Consider the following 12287-nt stretch of genomic DNA (forward strand, 5'->3'; position numbering starts at 1 on the left):
CTCAAGACAACACCTGATCCAGAGTGAGGAACAACACATTTCCGGCCAAATCGGTCTGTTCCAGGCCGGGTGCGGCGGACCCGATCCGGGCGGTGCGGCCGGTCTCGTCGCCGGTGGAGTGCAGCCACAGGAAACCCAATTCGGCCAGATCCAGGGTGCGCGGCAACGCGGCCGCCACCGCGCCGTGGTCGGTGATCCCGGCCAGGCTGACCCGGGTCGGGGTGGCGCGCAGGGTCGGCCAGGCGGCGGCGAATCCGGGGTGCAGGGGCCGGTCCACGACCTCGTCCTCGGGCACCCACACCAGATCCTGGCTCTCCAGATTGCCGCGGGTGCGCAGCCGGTCGGCGGCGTCGGCGATGACCGTGGTGTAGGTCCAGCCGCTGGGTGCGGTGGCGGTCACCCGGGAACCGCGCACCCGGATCGAGCCGGACGCGATGCCCGCCTCCTCCTCGGCCTCGCGGACCGCGGCGTGGACGCTGGTCTCGTGCGAGTCGCGGGCGCCGCCGGGCAGCGCCCAGGTGCCGCCCTGATGGGTCCAGGCGGCGCGGTGATGCAGCAGTACTGCCGAACCGCCATCGGCCAGCGGGGCACGCAGCAACAATCCAGCAGCCCCGAAACGACCCCATTGGCGGGTGCCGTCCGCGCTCTCCGCCCACCCGTCGCCGTCACCACGCATCTTCGCAATCCCATCGTCCGACCGCGCCGAGAACTCCCGCGGGGATTCCCGCGTCACGGCGGCGGTACGTCCACAATAAGCTCATCCGGCAGGAACAAGTCGGTCGTTCGATTTCGGTCAGTGGGAGGTGAGGATGGCTCGAGCCCAGGAGTTGAGGCTGGACGAGCTTTCCCCGCGCGCCGCCGCGGCAGCGTGGCGCGAACGGTTCGCTACCACTGAACTGCGCGCCTTCGCCGAATCGTCGCCCGCCAAGCTGATCGCGGTCGGGCTGGTGCTGCTCGCGCTGTGCGCGTCCGCGGGCATCGTCACCGCCACCGCGGTGACCGATCGGCAACACGCGCTCGACGTCCTGCTCGACCAGTCCGAACCCGACGCCTACTCGGCGCAGCGGCTCTACACCTCGCTGTCGGTGGTCGACGCCTCCGCGGGCACCGCCTTCATTTCCGGTGGGCTGGAACCGAAGCCGGTTCGCGACCGCTACAACCAGGCCGTCGGCCAGGCCGCCGCGGAACTGGTGGTGCAGTCCACCGGCGGCGACGCCGACACCGACGCGCAATTGCGCACCGGCATCGCGACCGGTCTGCCGGTCTACACCGGCATCGTCGAGACCGCGCGGGCCAACAATCGCAGTGGGCAGCCGGTCGGCGCGGCCTACCTGAGCGAGGCCTCCAACCTCATGCAGAAGTCCGTGCTGCCGATGGCGCAGGAACTGCAGGAGCATCGGGCCGCCGCCATCACCGAAACCCAGCGCAATCATGTGCGACCGCCGTGGCCCGCCATCCTGCTGCCGCTGCTGGCGGTGGCGGCGCTGATCGCGGCCCAGCTGTTCCTGTTCCGGCGCTGGCACCGGGTGCTGAACTTCGGACTGCTGCTGGCCACCGCGACCATGGTGGTGCTGCTGTCCTGGACGGTGATCGCGGGCTTCATCTCCGCGGTCGACACCACCCACGCCCGCGACAAGGGCAGCGTGCCGACGGCCGCCCTCACCGAGAGCCGCATCCTCGCCCAGCAGGCCCGCACCGCGGAAACCCTGAAACTGGTGCGCCGCGACACCAGCGCCGACTACGACCGCACCTACGACCAGGCCATCGAGAAGCTGCGGAACATCCTGTCCGGCTATCGATCCGACGCGCCGGGCAGTGGTGACGTGAAGACCGCGGCGGCCGCCCTGGACCGCTGGCGGGCCGCCCACCAGCGAATGAACGACGCCCTCTCGAAGGGCGATTTCATCGGCGCGGCCGCGGTGGCCACCGGGCCGGGCGCGGCCGAGGCCACCGCCCAGACCGACGCCCTGGACCGCGCGCTCGGCGACGGCATCGCCGATACCCGGAACCGGTTGCGCGCCGACACATCCCACGCCGCCCGCACCCTGGATCTGCTCGGCCCCGGCGCGCTGGTGCTCAGCACCGCCGCCGCCGTGCTGATCGCCGTCGGGCTCTGGCCGCGACTGCGGGAGTACCGATGACCAGCCGACCGGTCCGTTCCCTGGCCTTGGCGGCCCTGGCCGCGACCGTGGCCTGCACCGCCGCCTGCGGGGACAACAGTCCGCCCCCGCCCGCGCCCTCGACCCGCGTCCCCAGCTACGTCGAACCGCCGCTGCCCTCCGGCGCGGTCGCGGCCCAGCCGCAGGCCACACCGCCGCCCGAGGTGACCGACTGCGGCGACCCCACCGCCAGCCTGCGCCCCACCGGCGTGCGCAGCGGGCCGACGCTCGACGCCATCCGGGCCCGGGGGCGGCTGTTGGTCGGTTTGGATCCGGGCAGCAACCTGTTCAGCTTCCGCGACCCGACCACCGGGGCGCTGGCGGGCTTCGACGTGGAGATCGCCCGGGAACTGGCCCGCGACCTGCTCGGCGATCCGGGTGCCATCGAATACCGGATCCTCGGCTCCGCCGACCGCGAGAAGGCGCTGCAGGAACACACCGTCGATGTCGTGGTCAAGACGATGACCATCAATTGCGCACGGCGGCAACGGGTCACGTTCTCCACCTCCTATCTGCAGGCGCATCAGCGCGTGCTGACGGTGCGCAATTCCGGGATCAACGGACTGACCGATCTGGCCGGGAAGCGGCTGTGCGTGGTCAGCGGCACCACCTCCCTCGACCTGGTGCGGCGCACCCAGCCCGCCGTCTCCATCCTCACCGTTCCCAGCTGGGCCGACTGTCTGGTGGTGCTGCAGCAGCGGCAGGTCGACGCGGTCAGCACCGACGACACCGTGCTGGCCGGGCTGGCCCAGCAGGATCCGGCCATCGAGGTGGTCGGGCCCAACCTGAGCACCGAGCAGTACGGCATCGGAATCTCGCAGGGCTCCGACGATCTGGTGCGCTTCGTCAACGGCACGCTGGAACGCATTCGCGCCGACGGCACCTGGAACCGGCTCTACCGCCGCTGGCTCAGCGCCGAACTCGGCGACGCCGCCATCCCGCCGCCCCCGAGGTATCAGGACTGACGATGAGCACTCCGTCCGATCCGCAGCACCCCGACCGCGGCGACGCCGAAGGCGTCCCGACCCATGCCACCAACGCCGAGGGCGTCCCGACCCACGCCACCAACGTCGGACCGCACTGGCCCGCCCGCACCGAGATCACCACTCGGCAGGCGCCCCCGCGCGGCGAACGCGCACGCCACGCCGCCGAGCCGGACGAACCCGCCGCGACCCAGGCCGCCCCGCGCACCGAGATGACCCAGCGCGCACCCCGCATCGAGGACGAACCGGAAGTCGCACCGGCGGAGGCGGTTCCGGTCTCCGAGGGCGAACCGCGCACCCCCACCCGGCCGTCCCAGCGCACCGCGCGCATGGCCCGCCCGCGCCCGGTGGTGCGGCGGCTCGGCGCGGGCCTGGTGCCGATCCCCACCGTGGAGCCGGTGGATCCGGAGCAGGCGGTGCTCGACGATCCCGTGGTCGCCGAGGGCCGCCGATTCTGCTGGCGCTGCGGCAAACCCGTCGGCCGGGCCACCCCGACGCTGCCGTCCACCACGGCGGGTGACTGCCAAACCTGCGGCGCCCCCTACGATTTCCGGCCCTCCCTCTACCCCGGCGACCGGGTGGCGGGCCAGTACGAGATCCAGGGCTGTATCGCGCACGGCGGCCTGGGCTGGATCTACCTCGCCATCGACCGCAATGTCAGCGACCGCTGGGTGGTGCTCAAGGGCCTGTTGCACGCCGGTGACGCCGAAGCGCAGGCGGTCGCGCTGGCCGAACGGCAGTTCCTCGCGGAAGTGGTGCACCCGAGCATCGTGAAGATCCACAACTTCGTGGAGCATCCGGGCCCGGACGGGACGCCGATCGGCTACATCGTGATGGAGTACGTGGGCGGGCATTCGCTGCGCCACCTGCTCGACCACTACGCGCCCGCCCGCATGCCGGTCTCGGTGGCCATCGCCTACCTGCTGGAAATCCTTCCGGCCCTGGACTATCTGCATTCGGTGGGGCTGGCCTACAACGACCTCAAGCCCGACAACATCATGATCACCACCGACCGGGTGGAGCTCATCGACCTGGGCGCGGTCACCCAGTTCGAGGCGTACGGAAACCTGTACGGCACCAGGGGATTCCAGGCCCCCGAGATCGCGCACACCGGGCCCACCGTGGCCTCCGACATCTACACCGTCGGACGCGCGCTCGCCGTGCTCACCCTGCACCTGCCGATGGAGCGCGGCGCCTACGTCGACGGCATCCCGGATCCCAAGGACGAGCCGATACTGGCCCAGCATCCGTTCCTCTGCCGGCTGCTGCTGCGCGCCACCGATCCCGATCCGGACCGCCGCTTCCCGTCCGCGCGGGTCCTGGCCGCCCAGCTCACCGGCGTACTGCGCGAGATCCTGGCCGCCGAGACCGGCAACGAGCACCCGCAGCTGTCGACCCTGTTCAGCCCGCCGCGCACCAGCTTCGGCACCGGCGAAATCATCGCGCAGACCGACGGCATCATCGACGGCATCAGCCGCGGCACCCTGCTGCAACCCGGTGACGTGGTGGCCGCGCTGCCGGTGCCCATCATCGATCCGGGCGACCCGTCCGCGCCGCTGCTGGCCGGCGCGGCTCACCCCGAACCCCGGCACTCGCTCGAGGAACTGCGGCACGCCCGCCAGCGCGGGGCCGCCGAACCCGGTGGCGCGCCCGAGACCCTCGAACTGGAGGTCACCCTCGCCGAGGCCCGCGCGCACCTGGACCTGAACGAGCCCGCGGCCGCGCGCATGCTGCTGGCCCGCCTCACCGACGAACCCGAGCCGCCCGCGTGGGACTGGCGGATCGACTGGTATCTCGGGCTCACCGAACTGCTGGAACTGGAGTACGAGCGCGCCTTCGCCCGCTTCGACGCGGTGCTGGAGGCGCTGCCCGGTGAGATCGCGCCCAAGCTGGCGCTCGCCGCCACCGCGGAACTCATTCTCCAGCACTGGGATTCGCCGGACCCCGAGGAATGGCGCTCCTACGCCGAGAACTACTACGCCACCGTGTGGCGCACCGACCGGGGCGTGGTGAGCGCCGCGTTCGGCCTGGCCCGGCAGCTCGCGGCGGCCGGGAACATCACCGCCGCGGTGCACGCGCTCGACCAGGTGCCGCCCGCCTCCCGGCATTACGCGGAAGCCCGGATGACGGCCATCCTCATGCTGCTGACCTGCGCTCCGGCCGCGGAACTGGACGAATCGACCCTACAGGTGGCGGCGGCGCGCGTGCAGGACCTGCCGCCGGGCGAGGGGCGCGCGGCGCAACTGCGGATCCTGTCGATGGGCATCGCGCTGGGCTGGGTGCAGGCGGGAAACAAGCCGAAGTCGGCCCGCTCCACGCTGTTCGGGTCGCCGTTCACCGAACGGGATCTGCGGCGCGGCATCGAGACGGGGCTGCGTGGGCTGGCCCGGTCCGCGCCCGAACGGAATCATCGGTACGCGCTGGTGGACCTGGCCAACGCGGTGCGCGCCAAATCCTGGTTCTGACAGCCGGTCTCAGGGAATCCGGAGGAGCCCCGTGTCGCCCGCGGCGGTCTCGAGGGCAGCCTGAGACCACGTGACCGGCGAGGGATTTTCGGCCACCACCGCGGTTGTGCGTGGTGCGACACGGGTTCCGGTGGACCGGCGGGAACCAGTCCGGGCACCACTGTGCCGACCGCATCATGATGATTTCGTGAAGCAGCCTCAGCCGACCAATCGCGCGGCCGCGCGGGCGATGGCGAGCTCCTCGTTGGTCGGCACCACCAGCACCGAGATCTCCGAGTCGTCGGACGAAATGCGACGTGCGGTCCGGTCTTCGGCGGTGTTCCGGTCGGCGTCGATCCGGATGCCGTAGCGCTCCAGTCCGGCCAGCGCCTCCGCGCGCACCCGCGCGTCGTTCTCGCCGACCCCCGCGGTGAACGTGATCGCGTCCACCCGGCCCAGCTCGATCAGATACGCGCCGATGTAGCGCCGCAACCGGTGGATGTAGACATCGAACGCGAGTTTCGCGGTGGGATGGCCGGTTTCGATGAGACGGCCGAGCTCGCGGAAGTCATTGACGCCGGACAGGCCCTTGATCCCCGAGTACCGGTTCAGCAGGGCGTCCACATCGTCGACATCCATGCCCGCGGTGCGGATCAGGTGGAAGATGATGCCCGGATCCAGATCCCCGGATCGGGTACCCATGACCAGGCCCTCCAGCGGCGTCAGGCCCATGGTGGTGTCCACCGCCTGCCCCGCGCGGATGGCGGAGGCGGACGCGCCGTTGCCCAGGTGCAGCACGATCTGGTTCAGCTCGGCGCGATCCTTGCCGAGGAACTCCGCCGCCTGCCCGGACACGTAGTCGTGCGAGGTGCCGTGGAACCCGTACTTGCGGACCCCGTGCGCCGCGGCGGTTTCCGCGTCGATGGCGTAGGTCTTGGCGGCGGCGGGCAGATTGTGGAAGAAGGCGGTGTCGAACACCGCGACCTGCGGCACCCGCGGCAGCAGCGCCCGCGCGGACTCGATGCCGATCACGTTCGGCGGATTGTGCAGGGGCGCCAGGGAGGACAGGTCGGTGATGGCCTGCACGACGTCGTCGGTGATGAGCGTCGGCTCGTAGAACACCTCGCCGCCGTGCACCACCCGGTGCCCGACCGCGCCCAGATCGGCGTGCGCCAGATCCTGGCCGCTCGCGATGAACAGGTCGAACACCACCTGCAAGCCCTGCGCGTGATCGGCGATCGAGCCCTGGTATTCGAAAGTCTTCTCGCCCGTGTGGTGTTCGACGGTCACCACGTCCGGTTCGACCGCCTCGCCGATGCGCTGCACCATGCCGTGCGCGCACACGTCGGCCGTGGCGGGCTCCAGCAGCTGGTACTTGATCGACGAGGAACCCGAATTGATCACCAGGACCTTCATCTACGCCTCCTGCTGCGCCTGAATCGCGGTGATCGCGACCGTGTTCACGATGTCGGCGACCAGCGCGCCCCGCGACAGATCATTGACCGGCTTGTTCAAACCCTGCAACACCGGGCCGATCGCCACCGCGCCCGCACTGCGCTGCACGGCCTTGTAGGTGTTGTTGCCGGTATTGAGGTCCGGGAAGATGAAGACCGTCGCCTGCCCGGCCACCGCGGAATTCGGCAGCTTGGTCTTGGCCACCGTGGGCTCGATCGCCGCGTCGTACTGGATCGGGCCCTCCACCAACAGCTCCGGCGCGCGATCGTGCACGAACTTGGTGGCGTCCCGCACCTTGTCGACATCCGCGCCGGTGCCCGACTCGCCCGTCGAATAGGACAGCATGGCCACGCGCGGGTCGATGCCGAACTGGGCGGCGGTCCGCGCCGACGAGATGGCGATATCGGCCAGCTGATCCGAGGTCGGGTCCGGCACCACCGCGCAGTCGCCATACACCAGCACCCGGTCCGCCAGGCACATGAGGAACACGCTCGACACCGTGGACACGCCCGGCTCGGTCTTGATGATCTCGAACGACGGGCGGATGGTGTGCGCGGTGGTGTGCGCCGCGCCCGACACCATGCCGTCCGCGACCCCCATGTGCACCATCATGGTGCCGAAATACGAGATGTCGCCGATGTATTCGCGAGCCCGGTCCACCGTCATGCCCTTGTGGGCGCGCAGGCGGGCGTACTCCTCGGCGAATTCGTCACGCAGCGGACAGGTCTGGGGATCGAGCACCTCCGCGGCGTCGATGTTCACGCCCAGTTCGGCGGCGCGGCCGCGCACCGCGGCCTCGTCGCCCAGAATCGTCAGATCGGCGATCTTGCGCTGCAGCACCCGGCCGGCCGCGCGCAGGATGCGGTCGTCGTCGCCCTCCGGCAGCACGATGCGCTTGCGGTCGTTGCGGGCGCGCTCGATCAGCTGGTACTCGAACATCTGCGGGGTGACGATGTTCGGAATGGGAACCTCGATCTGCCGCAACAGCTCCCGCGGATCGACCCGCTCCTCCATGACGGCCAGGGCGGTGTCCACCTTGCGCATGCTCGACAGCGACACCCGGCCCCGGGTCAGCGCGGTGGCCTTGGCGGTCTCGTAGGTGCCGAGCTCGGTCGCCAGAATCGGCAGCCGGGGCTTGAGACCCGCCATCAGCCGGGCGATGGGGGGCTGGGGGCGGATACCGCCGTTCATGATGATACCGGCCAGCGACGGAAAACCTTCCGCCTCATGAGCATTCACCAGGGCCAGCAGCACGTCGGAGCGGTCACCGGGGGCGATGACGGCGACACCGTCGGTGAGGCGTTCCAGAATGTGCTCGGCCGTCATGCCGCCCACCATCACGTGCAGCGCCTCGCGGTGCATGAGTTCCGGGTCGCCACTGTAGATCTCGCCACCGATGGCCTCGCGCAACTCCTCCATGGTGGGCGCCTGCAGCAGCGGCACCTCCGGCAGCGTCCAGGACGGCACCGCGCACACCTTGGCCAGGGCCTCGGCGTCGGCCTCCAGCTGCTCGGGCAGGCAGCGGTTGGCGATCACGGCCGCCAGCTTGGCGTGCTCGGCCACCAGCTCATTGCGGCACAGCTCCACCAACTGGCCCAATTCGTCCGGGGTGCGGCCGATTCCGCAGACCACCAGTAGAACGGGCGCGCCGAGATTCACCGCGATCCGGGCATTGAAACGCAGTTCGCTCGGACTGGCCACATCGGTGTAGTCCGAGCCGAGGACGAGCACGGCGTCGCACTGCTTGGCGACCGCGTGATACCGCATGACGATCTCGCTGATCGCGGCGTCGGGGTCTTCGTGCACCTGCTCGTAGGTGACGCCGATGGCCTGGTCGTAGTCGACGTCGGAGGTGGAGTATTCGAGCAGCAGCTCGAGAATGTAGTCCCGTCCCGTCGCGGACCGGGTGATCGGCCGGAACACGCCCACCCGCGGGGTGGTGGCGGCCAGGGCCTGGAGGACCCCGAGCGCGACCGTGGACTTTCCGGTGTCGCCCTCGGGGGACGCGATGTACACACTGGAGACCGGTGTGGCAGCCATGGCCGAAAGCCTACCGACCGTTATGGGCTGTTTTCCGCAGGGACGGGGATCACTTCGGATGCCCGTCCCCGATGGAGACCGTCCTGACGCCCAGTGCGAAGCGGAGGGGCGATCAAACACCCAGAGCGCGGAGGCGCGGGGCCAGGTCGCGTTCGAAGAGGTCGAGGAAGCGGCGCTGGTCGTGGCCCGGGGCGTGGAAGACCAGGTGGTTCAGGCCGGCGTCGAGGTAGGGCTTGATCTGCTCGACGGCCTGGTCCGGGTCGCTGGCCACGATCCAGCGCTTGGCGATCTGCTCGATCGGCAGGGCGTCGGCGGCGGCCTCCATCTCCATCGGGTCGGTGATGGAGTGCTTCTGCTCCGCGGTCAGGGACAGCGGGGCCCAGAAGCGCGTGTTCTCCAGCGCCAGAGCGGGATCGGTGTCGTAGGAGATCTTGATCTCGATCATGCGGTCGATGTCGTCGACCGCACGGCCCGCCTTGGCCGCGCCCTCCGCGACGGCGGGCATCAGCTTCTCGGTGTAGAGGTCCATGCCCTTGCCCGAGGTGCAGATGAAACCGTCACCCGCGCGACCCGCGTACCGGGCCACCAGCGGGCCGCCCGCCGCGATGTACACCGGGATGCCACCCTTGGGCACGTCGTAGATGGAGGCGCCGACGGTCTTGTAGTACTGGCCGTCGAAGTCCACGCGGTCGCCGGTCCACAGCGCGCGCATCAGCTCCACCGACTCGCGCAGACGGGCGAACCGCTCCTTGAACTCCGGCCACTCGCCCTGGAAACCGGTCGCGATCTCGTTGAGCGCCTCACCCGAGCCGACACCCAGCATGATGCGATCCGGGTACAGGCAGCCCAGGGTGGCGAACGCCTGCGCGATCACCGCCGGGTTGTAGCGGAAGGTCGGGGTCAGCACCGAGGTGCCGAGCTGAATCCGGTTGGTGCGCTCCCCCACCGCGGCCAGGAAGGCCAGCGAGAACGGGGCGTGCCCGCCATTGTGCCGCCACGGCTGGAAATGGTCGGAGACCGTCGCGCTGTCGAGGCCGTGCTCCTCCGCCGCCACCGCGAGCTCCACCAGCTCCCGCGGGCCGAACTGTTCGGCGGACGCCTTGTAACCGAGCTTGAGGTCCTTCACCTGGGCACTCCTGTCGCCATGCTGCGCTCGCACCGGTCGACGCGAACGGCCTACTTCGCACCCTAGTCAGCACCGGACGACGGTGCGGCAGCGGTCACACCGCAGGAATATATGAGCTTTCGATCCGCGGATAGCGGAGAATATGCACGTGACCAACGCGAGCCAAGAACCGATCCTCTCTTACCTGACCGATATGGACGGCGTCCTGGTCCACGAGAACCACCTGGTGCCCGGAGCCGACGAGTTCCTCGCCGAACTGCGCGATAACCAGATCCCGTTCCTGGTGCTCACCAACAACAGCATCTACACCGCGCGCGACCTGCAGGCCCGGCTCCAGCACACCGGCCTCGACATCCCCGTCGAATCCATCTGGACCTCCGCCCTGGCCACCGCCACCTTCCTCAAGGACCAGCGGCCCGACGGCACCGCCTATGTGGTCGGCGAATCCGGGCTCACCACCGCGCTGCACGAAATCGGTTACGTCCTCACCGATTCCAACCCCGACTACGTGGTGCTCGGCGAAACCCGCACCTACTCGTTCGAGGCCATCACCACCGCCATCCGCCTGATCGCGGCGGGTGCGCGCTTCATCGCCACCAATCCCGACGCCACCGGGCCCTCGCGCGAGGGCATCCTCCCGGCCACCGGTTCGGTCGCGGCGCTGATCACCCAGGCCACCGGTAAGAAGCCGTACTACGTGGGCAAACCCAACCCGCTGATGATGCGCTCGGCGCTGCGCCGGCTGGGCGCGCACTCGCAGTCCACCGTCATGATCGGCGACCGCATGGACACCGACGTCATCTCCGGCCTGGAGGCGGGCATGCGGACCATCCTGGTCACCACCGGCATCTCGACGCCTGCCCTGGTCGAGCAGTTCCCGTACCGCCCGACCGCCATCCTGCCGTCGGTCGCCTCGCTGGTCGGCAAGACCAAGGACCCGTTCGCGCTGTAGTCAGGCGGCGCCCGTCGCGTCGTCCTCGAGCACGTCGAGGGCGGCCGACAGGGTCGTCAGCGCGTCCACCACCCGCTCCAGCTCGGCCTTGCCCAGGTGCGCGACAAGGCGTTTCGCCATCGCCGCGTGCTGGGGGTCGATCGCGCGGACCGCGTCGTGACCGGACTCGGTGATGGCCACCAGCTTGGCGCGCCGATGCGCCGGATTCGGCTTGTACTCGACGAATCCCTTGCCCTCCAGCACATCCGCGATGCGCTGCACGCTCTGCCGGGTGATGCCCATCTCCCGGGCGATGCCCGCCACCGGCAGCGGCTGGCGCAGGATCGCGCCGAGCACCTGCCACCACGCCACCGTGATCCCGGACGGCCGCGCCAATTCCTCGGCGATACCGAGGAATTGGCCGTTCAGCTTGAACGACGTGACCGCCGCCGTCGCGAACAGTTCCTGCCCGGTACGCGTCACCGCGCCGCCGCCTGCTGCTGCTGCTCGTACTCGTAGAGCGTGCAAAAGCCCGCGGGATCGTTGTTTCCGTACAGCTTGTACCAAGCCTCCAGGACGTGCGGCTCGAAAATGTCGAGGCGAGCGAGGATCTCACGCGCGAACTCGACCGGGCTGGTGCCGGACGCGGTGATCACATCGCCCCCGGTGACGGCCGGCGCCTGGACGAAGTGCTCGCCGCCCGCATAGCCGGAGTAGGCGAGGTATTCGGCGGCATTGCTGGTGTGCGGCCGGTCATCGAGCAACCCCTCCTGCGCCAGCGCGAAGGTTCCACCGCAGATCGCCGCCACCGGCACCCCGGCCGTCACGAACTCGCGGGCCTTGCGCGCGAAAGCGGCGGGCGTCTCGGGATCCAGCTCGGTCTCCAGACCCGGCAGGATCAGCATCGCGCTGTCGCCCGGCTTCAGATCCTCGAGGACCAGGTCGGGCAGGATGCGCATGCCGCCCATGGAAGTGATCGGTTCGGCACCGATGGCGACGGTCTTGACCTGCCATGTTCCCGGGTCACGGTGCCAGAGCGCCCGGTTGATGTGTGCGGTCGCGTGGCCGACCTCCCAGTCCGAGAAGGTGTCGTAGACGGCCATGTGAACTGTTTTCATCATGACAGCATGCTGTCATATTTGACAGCAT

At 69.7% G+C, this 12287-nt stretch carries 10 protein-coding genes; 4 read left to right on the plus strand and 6 right to left on the minus strand.

Features of this window, described 5'->3' with window-relative positions; all coding sequences use genetic code 11:
* Position 1: 1 nt before the first annotated feature.
* Positions 2-676: an NUDIX domain-containing protein gene (locus ACFRAQ_RS21790; RefSeq protein WP_379102376.1), complete on the minus strand. Its 675-nt coding sequence runs from the start codon at positions 674-676 to the stop codon at positions 2-4.
* Positions 677-809: 133 nt separating this feature from the next.
* On the opposite strand from ACFRAQ_RS21790, the gene ACFRAQ_RS21795 reads away from it, so the two are divergent.
* Genes ACFRAQ_RS21795 through ACFRAQ_RS21805 form a run of 3 tightly spaced genes read left to right on the plus strand, consistent with a single transcriptional unit; the run spans position 810 to position 5607 of the window.
* Positions 810-2141, plus strand: coding sequence for a hypothetical protein (locus ACFRAQ_RS21795; RefSeq protein ID WP_379102378.1), 1332 nt, complete (start codon positions 810-812; stop codon positions 2139-2141).
* On the plus strand, positions 2138-3124 hold the full coding sequence (locus tag ACFRAQ_RS21800; protein WP_379102380.1) for a transporter substrate-binding domain-containing protein: 987 nt from the start codon (positions 2138-2140) through the stop codon (positions 3122-3124). Before ACFRAQ_RS21795 ends, ACFRAQ_RS21800 begins: the two co-directional genes overlap by 4 nt.
* A 2-nt stretch (positions 3125-3126) precedes the next feature.
* Entirely contained in the window at positions 3127-5607 is a 2481-nt protein-coding gene (locus tag ACFRAQ_RS21805) for a tetratricopeptide repeat protein (RefSeq protein ID WP_379102382.1), read from the plus strand.
* Positions 5608-5805: 198 nt separating this feature from the next.
* Here the strand turns inward: ACFRAQ_RS21805 and ACFRAQ_RS21810 are convergent, their stop codons facing one another.
* The 3 genes from ACFRAQ_RS21810 to fgd all read right to left on the minus strand — a co-directional run bounded on the left by ACFRAQ_RS21810 (position 5806) and on the right by fgd (position 10207).
* Positions 5806-7002 carry an acetate kinase gene (locus tag ACFRAQ_RS21810; protein WP_379102384.1) on the minus strand — a complete coding sequence of 399 codons (1197 nt, stop codon included), beginning with the start codon at positions 7000-7002 and terminating at the stop codon, positions 5806-5808.
* On the minus strand, positions 7003-9081 hold the full coding sequence (gene pta / locus ACFRAQ_RS21815) for a phosphate acetyltransferase (RefSeq protein WP_379102386.1): 2079 nt from the start codon (positions 9079-9081) through the stop codon (positions 7003-7005).
* Between the two features lie 112 nt (positions 9082-9193).
* Positions 9194-10207: a glucose-6-phosphate dehydrogenase (coenzyme-F420) gene (fgd, locus tag ACFRAQ_RS21820; protein ID WP_379102389.1), complete on the minus strand. Its 1014-nt coding sequence runs from the start codon at positions 10205-10207 to the stop codon at positions 9194-9196.
* 193 nt (positions 10208-10400) lie between these two features.
* Here fgd and ACFRAQ_RS21825 point away from each other — a divergent pair, with 193 nt between their 5' ends.
* Positions 10401-11159, plus strand: a complete 759-nt coding sequence (locus tag ACFRAQ_RS21825) for an HAD-IIA family hydrolase (protein WP_357094669.1) — start codon at positions 10401-10403, stop codon at positions 11157-11159.
* Here ACFRAQ_RS21825 and ACFRAQ_RS21830 read toward each other — a convergent pair whose 3' ends face one another.
* A complete protein-coding gene (locus ACFRAQ_RS21830; RefSeq protein WP_379102392.1) occupies positions 11160-11621 on the minus strand; it encodes a MarR family winged helix-turn-helix transcriptional regulator in 462 nt (153 codons plus the stop codon).
* The gene (locus ACFRAQ_RS21835) at positions 11618-12259 is read right to left on the minus strand and encodes a type 1 glutamine amidotransferase family protein (protein WP_379102394.1); all 642 of its coding nucleotides are present in this window, start codon (positions 12257-12259) and stop codon (positions 11618-11620) included. Before ACFRAQ_RS21835 ends, ACFRAQ_RS21830 begins: the two co-directional genes overlap by 4 nt.
* Positions 12260-12287: the final 28 nt, after the last annotated feature.

The sequence above is a fragment of the Nocardia sp. NPDC056611 genome (assembly GCF_042792755.1).
In the GTDB taxonomy this organism is placed as follows: domain Bacteria; phylum Actinomycetota; class Actinomycetes; order Mycobacteriales; family Mycobacteriaceae; genus Nocardia.